The organism is Paenibacillus sp. FSL H8-0048, assembly GCF_038002825.1.
GTDB lineage: Bacteria > Bacillota > Bacilli > Paenibacillales > Paenibacillaceae > Paenibacillus_AQ.
The window spans coordinates 3,957,679-3,974,874 of record NZ_JBBODF010000001.1 but is presented as its reverse complement, the minus strand read 5'-3'; the positions used below and the strand labels follow the sequence as shown (position 1 = coordinate 3,974,874).

Below are 17,196 nucleotides of genomic sequence, written 5' to 3'. Positions count from 1 at the left end.
GCTTTTCGAGCATCGCCTATTGTAGCCCCCAAAAGTACGTGTATTAAATTACACTCACTCGAGCGCATGATTTGTAAGCTGACGATGGAGGATGATTGGAATGGATGCTGTACGTATGTGTTGCGCCGGTCTGGACGTGCACCAGGAAACCGTTGTGGCCTGCGTGTTGAAAGGACCGATCGAACAGAAACCCCAATGTCACCTGAAAACCTTTGGGACGACAACCAAAGAATTGCTAGGCCTGCAAGATTGGCTGAGTGAACAAGGCTGTCGGGAGGTGGTGATGGAGAGTACGGGCGTGTTATGGAAACCGGTATGGAACATCTTAGAGGGCAGTTGTGATCTGGTCTTGGCCAACGCCCAGCGGGTAAAGAATACGCCGGGTCGAAAAAGTGACATGCAAGATGCGCGCTGGTTAGCGCAATTGCACCGTTGCGGGCTCATTGAAGGCAGTATGGTGCCCGAACAAGACATCCGGGATTTGCGAGACTTGACCCGTTACCGGAGTAAGATGGTGCAGGCGGTGACGGCGGAGAAAAACCGCATTCACAAAATCCTGCAGGATGCCAACATTAAGCTAACCACCTTTATGTCCGATCTATATGGGGTTTCGGGACGGGGCCTGCTCCAGAAGATCATGGACGGCGAGGTCATCGACGAAGGGACCGTTAAAAACCTGGTCAAAACCCGTTTGAAAAAGAAAGTTCCGCAGTTGCTAGACGCGCTCAATGGCAAGTTGCGCCGTCATCACCGCGAGATGATTCGAGACCACTGGGACCACTTGGTCTATTTGGAGAAAAGGATCACGGAGCTGGAAGCTCGAATCGAGGCGAAGGCAGAACCGTACCTGGAGGTGATTGAACAAATTGACTCCATTCCAGGAATTGAGCGGACGTCTGCCGTGACCATCTTTGCCGAAGTGGGGCCGCATGTCGCGGAAATGTTCCCGAGTGATGCGCAGTTTGCATCATGGGCGGGGGTGTGTCCAGGGAACAACGAAAGCGCGGGAAAGCGAAGAAAGTCAAAAACGATGCAAGGGAACAAGCATCTGAAAGGGGCCTTGTGTCAGGCGGCTTGGGCGAACTCTCGCTCCTCGAACCGGATCGGCCAATTTTTTCGACGAATACGTAAGAGAAGAGGCGATAAAAAAGCAAACGTCGCCACCGCGCATTTGCTGATTCGAATCCTCCATGCCCTGATGCGGGAGAAGAGGTCATACCAAGAAATAGACGTCTCACTAGGCGATGAGACGTCCAAGAAAAACACGTTAGATAGGTACGTGAACTATATCCAGCAGTTAGGATATAGCGTGCAATTAAATCCTATCCAATAGTCTTCCCTTTTTCAAAAAAAACGAAACGTTTTTTTGGGGCGGTGGGTCTTTTTTTGTCAAAACCCGTTCTGCTGCGCATTTTCCGGTACTTTTATTTTCGTATTAAACCGATCACATTCGGCTTCCCGGAAGCTCGTGGGGCAAATGTATGCGAAAAACAGCATACAATGGGGAAGTTGGGGTTTGTGCGGCCCGAACGTATGCGGAAAACAGCATACAATGTGCAGGCTGGTGTGCACGCGGCCCGAACGTATGCGGAAAACAGCATACAATGTGCAGGTCGGGGTGCGAGCGGCCCGAATGCATGCTAAAAACAGCATACAATGTACAAGTCGGGGTGCGCATACCACCCCCACCTACATATACAAGTCCGGACGCCGGTCCGCAAAGACCGGGATTTGCTCCCGTACCTCATGGACACGGGCGAGGTCAAGCTCTCCGCTGAGAATCTCTTCGCCGCCGGAGGCCTCGCTGACAATCTCGCCCCACGGGTCGATGATCAGGGAATGTCCAGCGAAGGTATTCGCCGGATCAGCGCCCGCCCGGTTACAGGCCACCACGTAGCACTGGTTCTCAATCGCCCGGCTGATCAGCATAGCCCGCCAGTGAGAGAGGCGGGGCAGCGGCCACTGCGCGCTGATGAACAGGATCTCGGCCCCTCCCGCCATATGGACCCGGACCCATTCCGGAAACCGGATGTCGTAGCAGATCAGCCCGGCACAGAGAATGCCGTCCAGCGTGAACAGTCCTTTCGCACCGCCGGGCTGGAGGTAGAGATGCTCCTCCATCAGCTTGAACAGATGCAGCTTGCTATACTCGCCCATGCACGCCCCGCTGCGGTTGAAGACATACATACTGTTCGTAATACCGCCGTTCTCCTGCCTGACGGCAATGGAGCCGGCAACAATATTCACGCCGTATTCCCGGGCCAGACCTGACATCAAGGCGCCGGTGGTATGTCCGCGGGGGTCAGCGATTTCGCCCAGCCGGGTCAGATCATATCCTGTTGTCCATAGCTCGGGAAGAATAATGCAGTCCGGCCGTCCAGCGGCAGCCTCGCGAATTTTGCGCCCGGCGGCAGCATAATTTACCTCCGGTTTGCCGAATGCTATATCAAGCTGAATCAGGGCTATTTTCATACAGCAGCCTCCTCCAATAATTATTAGTTGACGGGTCAATGAATTCGGTGTAAAGTATGTTTTGTCGAAAAGGTTTTGCACAATTTACTTGCGTGAGGGGGTTAATCTTGAGCAAAGTTCAGCCGGATGAACATAAGATTTTTCAACTGCTGCAGGCCCTGCACAAAGACATCGGTCCCAAATTCGAGCGCTGCGCCGGCATGACGCCAACCCGCTTCAGGCTGCTGCAAGAGCTGTACCGGACTTCCGAGATCAGTCAGATTGCACTGCAAAAGCTTCTGGAAATCGACGCAGCAGCAGTTACCCGCCATCTGAAGGGACTTGAAGAGAACGGGATGATTGCCCGCCGCAATAATCCATCCGATAACCGGGTGACGCTTGTCTCCCTGACCGGTCAGGGCCGCGATCATATCCATGACTACTGGGAGAGCAAGACTGAGTTCATCAGCGATCTGCTGAAAGGATTCAACGAACAGGAGCGCACGGTGCTCGCAGAGATGCTTACCCGGCTGCGGCATAATATCAATGTACTGTAGCCGTAACCTATAATCAAACCCATAAAGGAGCAATTTCACATGAACACTACCAAAAACAATGATTTCACCAGCATTATTACAGGACGTCGCTCGATCCGCAAATATGATCCATCGGTTAAAATCAGCAAAGAGGAAATGACAGAGATTCTTACAGAAGCTACGCTGGCTCCTTCATCCGTGAATATGCAGCCTTGGCGTTTTGTGATCATCGAAAGTCCGGAAGCGAAAGCCAAGCTGGCTCCTATTGCCAAGTTCAACCAGCTTCAAGTTGAAACCTCTGCAGCCATGATTGCTGTATTCGGTGATTTGAAGAACTTCGATTATGCTGAGGAAATCTTCGGAACTGCAGTAGAACGCGGCCTTATGCCTGCTGAAGTTAAAGAAAGACAAATGGCCGCTCTAGGCCCCCACTTCGCCAATCTGCCGGCCGATATTAACAGAGAGACTGTGATGATTGACGGCGGTCTGGTCTCCATGCAACTGATGCTGGTTGCCCGCGCGCACGGATATGACACCAATGCCATCGGCGGATTTGAAAAGGATCAAATTGCTGAAGTGTTCGGTATGGACAAAGAACGCTACATTCCGGTTATGCTGATCTCGATCGGCAAAGCGATGGATGAAGGCTACGCCTCCGTCCGTCTGCCAATCGACAAGATCGCCCAGTGGAAATAAGCTCAAGCCTAAACTTAGGAGGAATACACCAATGTTAATTATCCATGCGCTGCTTCATGTGAACCCTGCACGGGAGGAAGAGTTCCTGGCCACAGCGAAGCCGCTGATTGCCGCCACGCACGAAGAAGAAGGGAACTTGTCCTACGAGCTGTATAAGCATGCAGCAGACGGAAGTCTATATATTATGGTTGAGACCTGGCGTGACCAGGCCGCCGTTGCCGCTCACAACACAAGTCCTCACTTCACCGGCTTCGCCGCCAAAGCGGGCGAGTTCCTGACCGCGCCGCTTGATGTTAAGGTGTACAGCGCTGAGGAATTGAGCAAATAATGGAATCCGGGGATGCCCCGGCAGTCTAATGACTGCTGCGGCATCCTTTTTTTGTTTTGTGGGGGGATTTTGCAAGAGGTCATGCCGTTTATAAAACCTGCAAGCCGGGTATCTTACCTTACCCTGACTTGACTTGTCATTTGCTGGCGATACAAGGCGCGGGAAGAACGAAGGAGATGAAGACAGCATGACAAGTGTACATAACAATCACCGGTTAACCTCAATTCCTGCTGCTGCGGACCAGGACAAGCAGCTCCAGCAGGATCTAATGGACTACGTGAATTATCATATTTCGGGCGGCTCCCTGGCCTCGCTGACCGAAGGCACGGAGGAGGCTGAGCCGGCGTTTGCCCCTCTTTTGCAAAGTGATGCTGCGCGCGCTTACCGCCAGGAATGCGGGGGCGTCATAACGGATATGCAGCAGCTCAGGCAGCTGCCGGGTATAAGCCAGGAATGGCTTGATCAGCTTGCGGATACAGTAGCGGGACTCGATTCCGGCAAGCTCAGAGCCCTGGCCCCGCAGACCACCCGGCATAACCGGGTAGATCCTTATGTGAACGGGCCGCAATGTCTGGACATGCTGCTCGGCGAGATCCGCAAGGCTGAAAGTTATATTCATCTATCCGTGATGCTTTTCTTCAACGACCATTCGGGGAACCTTATCGCGGATGAGCTGCTTCATGCGCTTGAGCGCGGGGTCCAGGTCAGAATCATGGTGAATTATACGGTCACTGCGCTTGGATACGGACAGAATCTGGAGGTGGGGCAATTCTCCGGCATTGCCGGGCGTCTGGAGCAGGCGGGTGCGAAGCTCCTGGATACCTTCCACTCCTATTACGGTGCGGAGGAATGGGCTGCGAAGCGCAAGGTGCTGAAGTCGCAGGGCGTGCCTGAGAGCATCCTTTTTCTGCAGGATAAGGTTCAAGAGGATGTGGAGGTGACCGGACTGAATGTGATTGACCACCGCAAATTCATGATCATAGACGGAATAACTTCCGTTATCGGCAGTCTGAATATCGGGGACCAGTATACCTTTGCCACTCCCATTAAGGAATCCCCGGATCAGCAGGTGGATGGACGCCCGCTAGGTATCCCTGTCAAGGAAGAGGAATGGCATGACGGCTGCTTCCGCATTCAGGGGGCTGTGGCCCAGTCGCTGAACGCTGTTTTTCACTCCAGATGGCTGCTGCTTGGGGGAGATCACTTTGACCTTGCGTCACCCTTCTATCGTCCTGCGGTGGACTATGCGTTCGGGGAGGAGGAGTGTACGCTCTTCGCGAGCTTTCCCGGCAACCCGGTGAATCTGATTCAGCAGTATATTCTGGATGTGATCACCTATGCGGCGGATGAGACTCTTATTGTAAATCCGTATCTGATCGATCAGGCCTTCTGGAACCGGCTGGGTGAGGTGGGGCCGGAGCAAGCCAGCCATCTTGTCATTTGCAATCCGCTGGAGGTTAATGACCATCCGACGAACCGGGCGGCGGTGCGCAGCAATATGTACATCCCCTTTTGTAACGGCGTATCCTTCTATGATTATAGTGCGACAGAACACTTCTCCCACTGGAAAATCATCTACGACCACAGAGCGCAGGCGGTATTTCACGGCTCTTACAATATTAATGAACGGAGTGCCTGCCATGATTATGAGCTGGGCCTGCTGGTGAAGGGCAGAAAGCTCGCGGAGAAGGTGAAGCGCATGATTGATTATGACCTCAGCGTCTCCCGCAAGATCACCGATAAACACGAGTTCTTCAAGCATCCCTGGCTGCATCCCAGCACGTATCTGAATAAAGCAACGCAGAACTACACCTGATATCCTCATCCTACGTCCGGTCATGTATAATGACGTTATACCAATGAACGAAGATGGAGCTAATGAAGATGAACATACACATTCTTGGACAAGGCCCCCGGACCGGGGAAATCAGATTCGCGGCAGCGGAGTGGGGGGAAGCCAGAGCCATCTGGTGCGGGCCGCCTGTACAGACGGGAGAGGTCTGGGAAGCTGAATGGGAGCTGCCGGCGCTGTTCATGAGCTGGGTCGATATTGTGCCGGCTCCCGGCGGTTCTTTCGGCCTGCGTATCGAGGGAGACACGGTTATCCTGACGGGCGTGCTGGAAAATATTGAGGAGGACGGCGCGGGTTATCTGCGGATCGGCCGCGACCTGATTATGTTCGAATGTCTGGGTGAACCCATGGCACTGGGCGGGTTCGTTGAGCTGAGGACCCGTGAAGCGAGGCTGTATCCCGTGAATCTGTAAGGGCCGCAGGCCCCCCGGCTTACGAACGATTTCCTGCCCCGGCATAGCCACCTTCAGGCAAATGCGCTAATATATATAGATTGAAACAAGTAACAGCATAAGGAGCAGAAGTCTGATGAACAGCGATATTCAACAATTTAAGACGGAATTCTTCAAGGCGCTGGCTCACCCGATGCGAATTCGGATTCTGGAGCTGCTTAGCGAAGGCGAGAAGAATGTGAACGAGCTGCAGGCGATCCTGGGCTCCGAGGGCTCTGCGGTATCCCAGCAGCTGGCCGTCCTCCGGGCCAAAAATGTGGTCACCAGCGTCAAGGAAGGGACCACTGTCATCTATGCTCTCCGTGATCCTCTGATCAAGGAGCTTCTGGCTGTAGCCAGACAGATTTTCGACAATCATCTGGTGAGTACCATTTCCCTGCTTGAAGGCATCCGCAGCGAATAACCCCGGCTTCCGGGGGCGGATTACCCCGTTGACAAGAGCAGCGGGCAGGAGTAATGTGGGTATTATATTCAAATAATCAGATATTCAGAGAAAAGAAGGTTATAGGATGACAGGGTGGGGCCGATTCAAAGGCTATAACATTGCTTCGCTGCGCAAAGATATCATTTCAGGGACAATCGTCGGCGTTATTGCCATCCCGCTCGGGATGGCATTTGCTATTGCTTCCGGTGTGAAGCCGGAGTACGGAATTTATACAACCATTGTGGCCGGAATACTGATTTCCTTATTCGGCGGGTCCAGGTTCCAAATTGGCGGGCCTACGGGTGCATTCATTCCTATTTTGTTCGCCATTGCGATGCAGTACGGGTATGAGAATCTGCTGATTGCCGGAATGATGGCCGGGGTGATTCTTGTCTTGATGGGTGTTCTGCGGCTGGGGGTATTGATTAAGTTCATTCCGAAGCCGGTGACCATTGGTTTTACGGCCGGGATTGCCGTTATTATTTTCAGCGGGCAGATTGCGAACTTCCTTGGCCTGAGGGATATGAAGCGGCATGAGAGCTTTATCGATAATATGAAGGAGGTCGGGGCGCATCTCTCCACAATCAATCTGTATAGCATTCTGACTGCGGGGGTATGTCTCGCCGTAGTGGTGCTGGGGTTGCGGTTTGCCCCGAAGGTGCCGGGCTCTCTGATCGGACTGTTGTGTGCCACGGTTATCGCTGCCCTGTTCTTCAGCGGCAAGGTGACGACCATCGGCTCTGCCTACGGAGATATTCCGAATACACTCCCCAGCTTTCACTTCCCGGTCATTACGTGGGAGAAAATCAAGCTGCTGATCCGTCCGGCCTTTGTCATTGCGCTGCTGGGGGCCATTGAGTCGCTGCTCTCCGCAGTCGTGGCCGACGGCATGTCGGGCAGCCGCCATGACAGTAACCGGGAGCTGATCGGCCAGGGGGTCGCCAATATCGCTGCGCCGCTCTTCGGCGGGATACCGGCTACGGGTGCGATTGCCAGAACCGCTACCAATATCCGCAGCGGTGCCGCTTCTCCACTATCCGGGATCATTCACGGCGTGGTCGTGTTCCTGATCCTGCTGCTGTTCGCCCCGTACGCCTCCAGCATTCCGCTGGCAGCGATGGCCCCGATTCTGATGGTCGTAGCCTGGAATATGAGTGAACGCAAGGAATTCCTCCACCTGCTGAAGCTGAAGACCGGGGATTCGCTGGTGCTGGCGATTACCTTCCTGCTGACGGTATTCGCCGATCTGACCGTGGCGGTTGAGGTGGGGCTGATTCTGGCTGTTGTCCTCTTCGTGAAGCGTATGGGCGAGGTACACAGAATCTCCAAGGTGCTGCCTGACCCGTCTTCCGTCAAGGTTGAGGCCCATATGGTAACCGAGAGCCACGACTGTCCGCAGATCGGAATCTACAATGTGGAGGGACCGCTGTTCTTCGGAGCCGCTTACCGCTTCGACCACACCATGCCCGGGCTCGGCCCGGATCAGCCTAAGCTTATCCTGCTGCGCATGGGCAAGGTGCCGCTGATGGATACGACAGGCGAGGCTAATCTGGCAGCACTGGTGAAGGAATTGCAGGCGGCAGGCGGCAGGCTGATGATCTCAGGTATCCAGAGCCAGCCGCTGGAGCTGCTGAAGAGAACAGGACTGTATGACCGGATCGGTGCCTCACAGTTCTATGATCATACCGGCGAAGCGATCAATGATGCGCTGGGCAGCGTGAATCCCAGCCGTTGCCGGGGCTGCGCGCATGCGGCCTTCAGAGAATGCAGCGCCCTCTCGGGGCTGGAGGAATCTTCTTCGCGCAGCGCTGCTTTCAAGGGCCGCACTCCGGCAGTGGCCCGCAAGCTGAGCGGCGGGGTATAACCCTTATAATCAGCACAAAGAAATCGCCTTTTTGGTACAATGGAGGGTCACCTTCCATCCCCAAAGGAGCGATTTCTTTGTCGTTTACTATACATGTCCCCACTGTATCCTATATTATCCTAAGTCTCCTGTGTGCAGAATCATATCGACCAGACCTGGGAAACGGGTATTTAAATCATCTTTTCTGAGCGAATAAAAGTGTTGTTTGCCTTCTATGCGCGGCTGGATGATTCCAGCTTCACGAAGCATTTTAACGTGGTGGGACAATGTTGATTTTGAGATGTGGTCGACTTCGAAGGCGGAGCAGTGTCTCTCGCCAGAACTGGCTAAACAATAGGCAATCTTCATGCGCAACGGGTCACCTAATGCATTACAGACCGTGGTCAGATGCATCTCTGAAACTGCAGGTATCGGTAAATGTCTCATAAGGTAGATACTAGCATATTCAATATCTTCTTTCAATGTTCGATAATTTTCGAATTATTATTTACGTTGCTTTAGAAGTGTGATATAGTTCTTCTTGTGTTGAATAGTTCGAAAATATTCGAACTATAAAACCCGACTAAGTATAACACTACAGAAACTTCAGGAGGTAACAAAATGTCTAACACAACAACTGCCGGTAATACCACTAACGCTCAACACACGGATAAGAACATAACCATGTTAAATAACTATTTCCGTTTGTATGATGCCTCTCGCACCGACGATCGGGCTATGCAAGACTTATTGTCACTGTTCACGCCGGATGCTGAAATTGTGTCGGGCGGGAGAAGCCGCACAGGATTCGAGATAGTGATTAAGACTTTTTATGAACATAACAAAGACATTAAACATATGTGGGACGCATGGGTACTTCAGCCTGACGGCAGCTACCTGACCAACTGGGCAGTATGCGGACAAGCTGCCGACGGCACGGTCTATGCGAAGGCGGGTATAGATATTATGCGTGTGAATGATATGGGGCAGATTACGTATCTGAAGAACGTGCAGACGACTGAGGATGAGTACAGTCAATATAATTCGTAAGCGAAAAGTAATTCATATGAGGGTTGCTGCATAAGCCTGCGGTTAGGCAGTAACAAATTAGCTCAAAGCAAAAACCGGCGGGGAATTTACAGACGTAAATTTCCCGCCGGTTTTATTATGTCTTGTCCAATTGTCACCAGATTCCCCGTGAACCCTCCCGTATTAAACCCTCCCATATTGGACACTCCTGCCCCATATTTGTACAATTACATCATTCGACTATATCAAGGTAAGGGGATTATCCTTCATGAAAGAACTGAATTACACCAAGGTCTTCATCCTACTGGCTGCTATGACGGGGGCAACGCTTGCGGTGTACCGGGTAGTTTCGCTGCAGACGGATACGTTCTATGCCTTTCTGCTCTGGAATCTGTTTCTGGCCTGGGTGCCGTTCTTCTTCTCCATGGCCGCGCATGAGCTGGATAAGCGGAAGATCGGGGGACTGCTGATTCTGCCGCTGGGCGTAGCCTGGCTGCTGTTTTTTCCGAATGCGCCTTATATTATGACTGATCTGATCCATCTGACCGTCCGCAAAAGCAAGTATATCGTTGGCGGAACGATCCAGAACCGGTACTGGTATGATCTGACCACCCTCCTCCTGTTCACCTGGAGCGGCTGGCTGACCGGCTTCTTCTCCCTGTACCAGTTCCAGCACGTGATCTACCGCAAAAGCAACATGCTGCTCTCATGGATATTCGTTCTGTTCGCCTGTGTCATGGGCGGCTACGGCGTCCTGCTCGGCAGAGTCTACCGGCTGAACAGCTGGGATGTGCTGACGGACCGCCATCAGCTCTACCGGCTGGTCATGGACAGTCTGAACCGGCAGTCTGTGTTCTTCAGCCTGTTCATCGCCTTTGTGCTGCTGGTGATCTATGCCACGATGTATTGCCTGCTGAACGGGCTGGCGGGCGGGAGCCGCAGGAGTTATTCCGAGGGCAGGAGGAAGGCAGGTTAAGCTTCCCCTTCATCGCCGGAGTCAGCCGGAAGCTCCAGTTCCATGTCCAGCTCAAGAGCAGGAATATACTGGTAGCGGTCCAGGTCAACCACCCCCCGTTCATCAAAGACAATGCCCTCTCCGGTTAAGTACAGCCGCTGCAGGGAGGCGGATTCGTCTTCGGTGAGCGAGATCATGCCTTTGGCGTTGATGACCCTGTGCCACGGCAGTTTGTACTTCCTGCTCATGGAGTGCAGAATGCGCACGACCTGCCGTGCTGCCCGGGGGCTTCCGGCTGCCCGGGCAATTCCGCCGTAGGTCATGACGGAGCCTTCCGGGATCGATTGAATGATGAGGATAACCTTTTGCGTGAATGGTGTCATCTTACAGGCTCCTTTATTGTTCGTTCTCTGCTAATAACATACTGTACTAACCATAACATAAAGCGGCTGCTGTAAGGAGCTTTGGCACTAGTGGAGCAGCAACTGACGATCTTATATGAAGCTTGGCATAAGCCGGCCCCTCTGTTACAGAGCGGGCTTACTTGCTGTGCCGTTCAAGGGCGGGCGGCTTCTGCTCTTTTATCCAGCAAATTCTGGCGAATAGGAGTTAGAGAGACGGGGGATAATCAGAGCAATAGATCTCTGACAGGAGTGAGAGCGGTGAAGAACAAGCATTCTGCACTGAACAGTGAAGCTGCCGGTACCCTGTCCGCGCATCCTCCGCTAAGCCCTTTGCTGGAGGAGACGGTGGAACGGCTGCGGAAGATTTTCAATAACGACGGGACACTGAGAGTAAGGATCATAGAGAATAGCCAGGGAGCTCCCGTCCGCTGCGGATTAATCTATGTCGATGGAATGGTAGACCGGAATCTGATTCAAACAGGGATCATCAAGCCGGTACTTGCTTACCAGCCCGCAGAAGAAGAGTACCGGGACCCCAAAGTTCTGATGGAAAGAATCCGGATGACCGTTATTGATACGCCTGATGTCACGGCCACCGGGGAGCTGGAGGGATTGATCGGAGCGGTCGTCAGCGGGAAGGCGGTGCTGCTCCTTGATGGCTATGCCGGAGGGCTGGTTATCAATGTTCAGGGATGGGATTCCAGAGCGATAGAAGAGCCTACTACAGAAAAAGCAGTGCGCGGCCCCCGTGAGGGGTTCACCGAATCGCTGCTTGTCAATCTGACCCTGATCCGCCGCAGAGTGCAGGACCCGGATCTGAAATTTGAATTCACGCAAATCGGAACACGCAGCAGGACACAGACCTGTATCTGCTATATGGAGAGCCTGACCTCTCCTGCCATTATTAAGGAGCTGTATGACAGGCTGGAGAAGGTGGAGCTTGATCTGATTCTGGATACGGGTTATTTGTCCGAGCTGATCCGTGACGAGCCGTACTCTCCGTTTGAAACTGTCGGAAATACCGAGCGGCCGGACACACTGGTAAGCAAAATCCTGGAGGGCCGGGTTGCGGTTCTTATCGAAGGCACTCCTTTTGCGCTGACTGTCCCTTATGTATTCGTAGAGAACTTCCAGGCCAGCGAGGATTATTATATCAATTATTATTTTGCATCGTTTAACCGTGTGCTTCGAGTGATGGGCGCCTTCATGTCGATCAGTATCCCGGCCGGGTATATTGCCCTCGTGACCTATGCCCAGGAGATGGTCCCCACTCTGCTGCTGCTAAGCATTGCGACTGCGAGGCAATCGGTGCCGTTTCCAACCATAGTTGAAGCCCTGCTTATGTTGACCATCTTCGAGGTGCTGCGGGAAGCGGGGGCGCGGATACCGACTTCGATTGGGCAGGCGGTAAGCATTGTCGGAGCGCTGGTGCTGGGCCAGGCTGCTGTGGATGCACGGATTGTCAGTGCGCCGATGGTCATCGTGGTGGGCTTGACAGGGATAACGACTCTGCTGAATCCAAGGCTGACCGGCCCGCTGATCATCGCCAGACTGGCGCTGCTGGGCGCCACCTTTTTCCTCGGTCTCTACGGATATTTCTTCGGTCTGCTCGGTCTGGTCATTCATCTGATGAGTCTGCGCTCCTTCGGGGTCTCTTACATGCTGGGAGTCGGCTCGATCCGCCCGCAGGATATTAAGGATACAACGATCCGTGCCCCCTGGTGGGATATGAATCTGCGGCCGGCGATGATTGGAATGCGCAACCGGAGACGGAAGCCGCCGAAAAGACCGGCGAAGCGGTCATGAGGTCTCTGCGAAGAGGGGGCGCCTCTCTGATCTCGCTACTGCTGCTGCTGAGCCTGGGACTCACCGGCTGCTGGAATTATGCCGAGGTGGATGATATGGCGATTGTAGCCGGGGTGGCCATTGATAAGGATGAGGATGGGAAGCTGCTGCTTACAGCAGAGATCGTAGATACTGGCGGGGCAGCCGACAAGGCTCAGGCGGGCTATAAAATGGTCAGCCTCAGCGGGAATACGATGTTTGAAATCGTCCGCAATATGATCTCTATGACCGGCAAGAAGCTGTTCTGGAGTCATGCCAAGGCCATAATCATCAGTGAGGAAGCCGCCAGAGAGGGGCTGGTGAAAGTCATTGACTGGTACAGCCGGGACACGGAGACCCGTTCAGATGTGTTCATCTTCGTGTCAGGAGAGAAGACGGCCCGCGAGGTGCTCAATCTGAACAGTACCACGGAAGCGATCCTGTCTTTTGAATTGGCCCAGATGATGCGTGACGAGAAGTATACGAACATCGCTCCGGCTGTGGAGATCTGGGATTTCATTGACAAGCTGGAGACTTCGGGGATTAATGCAACGGCCCCAATCATTCATATTCACCGGAAAAATGGTGAGAGGAGCGAGAGGGTGGCAGGCACCGCCTTATTCTTGAAGGACCGGATGGTGGGCAAACTGAGCGGCGATGAGACGAAGACGATGCTTATGATCAAAAATGTACTGCAGGGAGGGGTGCTGGTTGTGGATGATAAGCGGGGGAACCCGGCGTATTCCCTGGAGATTGTCTCCAATCAGACCAAGCTGAAGCACCAAATGGTAGATGGCAGGCTTCGGATGGAGATTCGAACGGAAACCAAGACAGGGCTGGATGAGGTGATGACCACGGACGGATTCTTAGAAAATGAGACGATTCATGATATTGAGCAAAGGGCGGCTGAGGAGCTGCAGGCAGATATTCTTACGTTAGTTCATAAGATGCAGCAGCAATATGACGCTGATATTTTTGGCTTTGGCGAGAGCCTGTACGAGAACCAGCCCAAGCTCTGGGCGGAGGTGAAGGATCACTGGCCAGAGGTCTTTGCCGGTCTTGAAGTGAACGTCAAGTCCAAGGTGACGATACAGAGCAGTGCCAAGACATCGCGGGCCATCCGGCTGGGGGATTAAGCTATGGTTATTTACGTGGTGTTGATCTATGCCTTGATCGCTGTCATTGATCCATATGGGCTGCGGAAGAAGGGAATGAAACGGGATTTCCTGGTCTGCTCTGCCCTGTACCTGATCTCCTTCGCGCTGGCCTTCGCACTCTCGATGAACTGGGAGATACCCAGTCCGTCCCCGCTGTTTGTGGATTGGATCAAAAGGTTATATTAGCGCGTGACACTGAAGGAGGAGGAGAGTGTGAGCAAAGAGATTATCCCGGCTGGCCAGTCGATCAGCATCGCTGTATTATTTATCACCGGCGCTTCCCTGTTCCTGGGCACCTCGTCACAATCCGGCAACAGCAGCTGGATTGCCCAACTGCTGGCGATTATGCTGGCCCTTCCGCTTATGATGATCTATGCGAGACTCCATGTCCTGTTTCCGGGCAAGGATCTGTATGATATGTTGATTGCAGTGTTCGGCTCCGTCCTGGGACGGATGCTCTGTTGTCTGTATATCTGGTATGCTTTACATCTGGGAGCGCTGGTGCTGCGTAATTTCGGGGAGTTCAGCAAGACCGTGGCTTTAACTGCAACTCCGATGCTCGCACCCATGCTTATGATTGGCCTGCTCTGTATCTGGGTGGTCCATGCCGGGATTGAGGTGCTTGGAAGAAGCGCCAAATTCCTGCTGCTCTTCTCGCTGATTGTAATTGTGGTCCTACAACTGCTCTCTGTACCCAAGTTTGAGTACCATCATCTGAAGCCGCTGCTCCATACCAGATTTGGCCTTATTCTTGCAGATACAGCTGGCTCGTTCACCTTCCCTTTTGCCGAGATTGTAGTCTTCCTGGGCGCGTTCAGCGCCATTCCGGCCAAGGGCTCTGCCAAGCGGGTGCTGGTCAGCAGCACACTGATTGCCGGGGGGATCATTATTATGATTACACTGCGCAATCTGCTGATGCTGGGTCCTGATATTCTGTCCGGTCTGTACTTCCCGTCTTATGTGGCGGTCAGCCGGATAAATATCGGCGATTTCGTTACGAGGATCGAGGGCTCGGCGGCCATTGTGTTTGTTACCGCGCTCTTCGTCAAGGTCAGTCTGTGTCTGTATGTAACCTGTAACGGGGTAGCGAAGGTATTCAAGCTTGGGAGCTACCGGTCTGTAGTGCTGCAGATGGGACTGATCATGATCTATCTGTCGGACTTCATCTATTCCAATATTATGGAAATGGAAGAGTTCGCGTATCACATCTACAAGGTATATGCCCTTCCGTTCGAAGTGGTGATTCCTGTGCTGCTGTGGCTTACAGCTGAGCTTGTTGTCCGCAAAAGGAGCAGCATTCACAAGGCTCTTCCAGAGCAGCAGCCGGATGGTTCATAGAGTGGCGCCATCTTCAGACCCGCCCTGCGGGGCTGTCCGGTTTTCAACCTGTGCTGAAGTTAGCTATAATGAGAGGCAAGAGAGAATCTCATAGAACAGGTAAGAAAGGCGTGGATTATAGATGAGCGTATCAAGCATTGTAATGTCCTCACATTGGGGCAGAGAGGTCAGACATAAGCTTATTACGCAAGGCTCCAAGGTGCTGGCCGTGGTGTTTCCGGGACAGAATTATTCCGCCGAGCGGCCGCTGCTGGATTATGCAGGCAAGCTGGCTCGGGAATACGGCTGTGACCTGCTGCTGCTCGAATACGGATATCAGGCTGCCAGAGTAGCCTTTAAGCGCGAAGAGATTGATATTGTTGCCGAGGAATGCAAGATTGCGCTTGCTTCGCTTCCCGACTACGAGCAGTTCCTGTTCATCAGTAAGAGTATGGGCACGATTATTGCCGTTAAGGCGGCGTCGGAGCCTGGAATGGGCGAGAAGGTCTCGCATCTGTTTCTTACGCCTGTTCCCGAGAGCCTTCCGTTCATCAGGCAGAGCCAAGGCAGTGTAATTTACGGCGGAAGTGACCCGATGTTCACCGGGCAGCATCCTGCTGAGCTTAGCAGCATGAAGCAGGTAAGGGTCTACAGAATTGACGATGCCAATCATGCGCTGGAAGTGGATAGCGTCAACGAATCGCTGGCTGTGCTGCTGGTTATTATTAATTTCTATCATGAGTTTTTCCGGGATTCACTATAAAAGGAGATGGGAGCATGATTACAGAAGCGGCAATGCTGCAGGTAAAGCCGGGTTCAGACTGATTCCTTCGAGCAGACTTCAGGGAGGCTTCCCCGCTGATTGCTTCGATTGACGGGTATTTGGGCCATGAGCTTCAACACTGCATGGAAGATGACCACAAGTATCTGCTGATCGTCAGATGGCGCAGCCTGGAGGATCATACCGTAGGCTTCAGGGAATCGCCCCAGTATCAGGAGTGGAAGGCGCTGCTGCATCATTATTACAGCCCTTTTCCTATAGTAGAGCATTATACGAAGGTTAGTCTGGATTAGTGGAGAGGGTACGATATGCAGGGGAAGGTAATCGGTCAAGGCAGAACGGCTGAAGTGCTGGAGTACGGGGAAGAGACAATTCTTAAGCTGTACCGCGAGGATGTTCCGGAAGGGCACGTGGACTTGGAATACCGCATCAGTAAATGGGTCTATGAACAAGGTGTTGCTACTCCGCAGCCCCATGAGCGGGTAGTTGTAGAGGGTAGACAGGGAATTGTATATCAGCAGATCGCCGGTCCTACCCTGCTGCAGCAGATGAACCGGAAGCCATGGCTGAACTTCAGCGGCTTCAAACAGATGGCCGGCCTGCATTACAGCCTCCATCAGCTGGGTGGCATGGGCGAAGCCGGGGCGCAGAAGAAGCGCCTGGAGCAGCATATTATCGCCGCACCCATGCTTGAGACAGACGAGAAAACACAGATTCTGTCCCGGCTTGCCCGGCTGCCGGACGGGGACAAGCTATGCCATGGCGATTTCCACCCGGATAATATCCTGATGGACGATAAGCTATGGGTCATTGACTGGATGACCGGCGTCCGCGGCAATCCTGCGGCAGATGTGGCACGGTCAGTAATCATGTTCAGTATCGGGGCCATGCCTCCGCAGGCTTCCGTGTTCGCTAAGGGGTTCCTGGGTTTCGCCAGAAAACGGCTGACCGCCCAATATGTCGGCAGGTATCTGAAGCTGTCAGGCTTGACGCTTGCGGAGATCGAAGCGTGGATACTGCCGGTAGCGGCGGCACGGCTGGTAGAAGGCCTTCCGGTTCCCGAGAAGGAGCTGCTGGTCCGTGAGATCCGCAGACGCCTGAGAGCATAGACCTGCGGGTAACAGATTGTACTTGGGAAGGCGGAACA

The 17,196-nt window shown here is 53.2% G+C and carries 19 protein-coding genes and 1 pseudogene; 17 read left to right on the top strand and 3 right to left on the bottom strand.

Translation table 11 applies throughout. The annotated features are described in order from the left end of the window. Nucleotides 1-100: 100 nt before the first annotated feature. Nucleotides 101-1,333 carry an IS110 family transposase gene (locus NSU18_RS16815; RefSeq protein ID WP_341148273.1) on the top strand — a complete coding sequence of 411 codons (1,233 nt, stop codon included), beginning with the start codon at nt 101-103 and terminating at the stop codon, nt 1,331-1,333. A 356-nt stretch (nt 1,334-1,689) separates the two neighbouring features. Here the strand turns inward: NSU18_RS16815 and NSU18_RS16810 are convergent, their stop codons facing one another. Further along, a complete protein-coding gene (locus NSU18_RS16810) occupies nt 1,690-2,472 on the bottom strand; it encodes a carbon-nitrogen family hydrolase (protein WP_341149598.1) in 783 nt (260 codons plus the stop codon). 107 nt (nt 2,473-2,579) lie between these two features. On the opposite strand from NSU18_RS16810, the gene NSU18_RS16805 reads away from it, so the two are divergent. The 7 genes from NSU18_RS16805 to NSU18_RS16775 all read left to right on the top strand — a co-directional run bounded on the left by NSU18_RS16805 (nt 2,580) and on the right by NSU18_RS16775 (nt 8,603). Next, nucleotides 2,580-3,008, top strand: a complete 429-nt coding sequence (locus NSU18_RS16805) for a MarR family winged helix-turn-helix transcriptional regulator (protein WP_341014820.1) — start codon at nt 2,580-2,582, stop codon at nt 3,006-3,008. 39 nt (nt 3,009-3,047) lie between these two features. Beyond that, nucleotides 3,048-3,683 carry a nitroreductase family protein gene (locus NSU18_RS16800; protein ID WP_341014819.1) on the top strand — a complete coding sequence of 212 codons (636 nt, stop codon included), beginning with the start codon at nt 3,048-3,050 and terminating at the stop codon, nt 3,681-3,683. A 31-nt stretch (nt 3,684-3,714) separates the two neighbouring features. Beyond that, a complete protein-coding gene (locus tag NSU18_RS16795) occupies nt 3,715-4,011 on the top strand; it encodes a putative quinol monooxygenase (protein WP_209993686.1) in 297 nt (98 codons plus the stop codon). Between the two features lie 187 nt (nt 4,012-4,198). After that, complete coding sequence (locus NSU18_RS16790) at nt 4,199-5,827, top strand: phospholipase D-like domain-containing protein (RefSeq protein WP_341149597.1); 1,629 nt, start codon at nt 4,199-4,201, stop codon at nt 5,825-5,827. Between the two features lie 68 nt (nt 5,828-5,895). Next, on the top strand, nt 5,896-6,276 hold the full coding sequence (locus NSU18_RS16785) for a hypothetical protein (RefSeq protein WP_341014817.1): 381 nt from the start codon (nt 5,896-5,898) through the stop codon (nt 6,274-6,276). 115 nt (nt 6,277-6,391) lie between these two features. Continuing rightward, on the top strand, nt 6,392-6,718 hold the full coding sequence (locus tag NSU18_RS16780) for an ArsR/SmtB family transcription factor (RefSeq protein WP_036700195.1): 327 nt from the start codon (nt 6,392-6,394) through the stop codon (nt 6,716-6,718). 106 nt (nt 6,719-6,824) lie between these two features. Beyond that, a complete protein-coding gene (locus NSU18_RS16775; protein ID WP_341149596.1) occupies nt 6,825-8,603 on the top strand; it encodes a SulP family inorganic anion transporter in 1,779 nt (592 codons plus the stop codon). 114 nt (nt 8,604-8,717) lie between these two features. Here the strand turns inward: NSU18_RS16775 and NSU18_RS16770 are convergent, their stop codons facing one another. Beyond that, a complete protein-coding gene (locus NSU18_RS16770; protein WP_341018473.1) occupies nt 8,718-9,029 on the bottom strand; it encodes an ArsR/SmtB family transcription factor in 312 nt (103 codons plus the stop codon). Nucleotides 9,030-9,320: 291 nt separating this feature from the next. Here NSU18_RS16770 and NSU18_RS16765 point away from each other — a divergent pair, with 291 nt between their 5' ends. Together NSU18_RS16765 and NSU18_RS16760 are read left to right on the top strand one after the other, a co-directional pair. After that, on the top strand, nt 9,321-9,632 hold the full coding sequence (locus NSU18_RS16765; protein WP_341014814.1) for a nuclear transport factor 2 family protein: 312 nt from the start codon (nt 9,321-9,323) through the stop codon (nt 9,630-9,632). Nucleotides 9,633-9,879: 247 nt separating this feature from the next. After that, complete coding sequence (locus tag NSU18_RS16760) at nt 9,880-10,587, top strand: DUF1361 domain-containing protein (protein WP_341014813.1); 708 nt, start codon at nt 9,880-9,882, stop codon at nt 10,585-10,587. Here the strand turns inward: NSU18_RS16760 and NSU18_RS16755 are convergent. After that, the gene (locus tag NSU18_RS16755; RefSeq protein WP_341014812.1) at nt 10,584-10,949 is read right to left on the bottom strand and encodes an MGMT family protein; all 366 of its coding nucleotides are present in this window, start codon (nt 10,947-10,949) and stop codon (nt 10,584-10,586) included. The two genes, NSU18_RS16760 and NSU18_RS16755, sit on opposite strands and share 4 nt — an antisense overlap. A gap of 279 nt (nt 10,950-11,228) precedes the next feature. Here NSU18_RS16755 and NSU18_RS16750 point away from each other — a divergent pair, with 279 nt between their 5' ends. The 7 genes and pseudogenes from NSU18_RS16750 (at nt 11,229) to NSU18_RS16720 (ending at nt 17,158) form a co-directional block, all read left to right on the top strand. Then, on the top strand, nt 11,229-12,776 hold the full coding sequence (locus NSU18_RS16750) for a spore germination protein (protein WP_341149595.1): 1,548 nt from the start codon (nt 11,229-11,231) through the stop codon (nt 12,774-12,776). Next, nucleotides 12,692-13,930, top strand: a complete 1,239-nt coding sequence (locus NSU18_RS16745) for a Ger(x)C family spore germination protein (RefSeq protein WP_341149594.1) — start codon at nt 12,692-12,694, stop codon at nt 13,928-13,930. The genes NSU18_RS16750 and NSU18_RS16745 overlap by 85 nt, the downstream gene beginning before the upstream one ends. 3 nt (nt 13,931-13,933) lie before the next feature. Then, nucleotides 13,934-14,137: a hypothetical protein gene (locus NSU18_RS16740; RefSeq protein ID WP_341149593.1), complete on the top strand. Its 204-nt coding sequence runs from the start codon at nt 13,934-13,936 to the stop codon at nt 14,135-14,137. Nucleotides 14,138-14,164: 27 nt separating this feature from the next. Next, complete coding sequence (locus NSU18_RS16735) at nt 14,165-15,289, top strand: GerAB/ArcD/ProY family transporter (protein WP_341149592.1); 1,125 nt, start codon at nt 14,165-14,167, stop codon at nt 15,287-15,289. A 142-nt stretch (nt 15,290-15,431) separates the two neighbouring features. After that, a complete protein-coding gene (locus NSU18_RS16730) occupies nt 15,432-16,031 on the top strand; it encodes a hypothetical protein (RefSeq protein WP_341149591.1) in 600 nt (199 codons plus the stop codon). Between the two features lie 14 nt (nt 16,032-16,045). Beyond that, nucleotides 16,046-16,342 (top strand): annotated as a pseudogene (locus NSU18_RS16725) (antibiotic biosynthesis monooxygenase family protein). Nucleotides 16,343-16,357: 15 nt separating this feature from the next. Further along, nucleotides 16,358-17,158: a phosphotransferase family protein gene (locus NSU18_RS16720; protein ID WP_341149590.1), complete on the top strand. Its 801-nt coding sequence runs from the start codon at nt 16,358-16,360 to the stop codon at nt 17,156-17,158. The last annotated feature ends 38 nt before the right edge of the window (nt 17,159-17,196 follow it).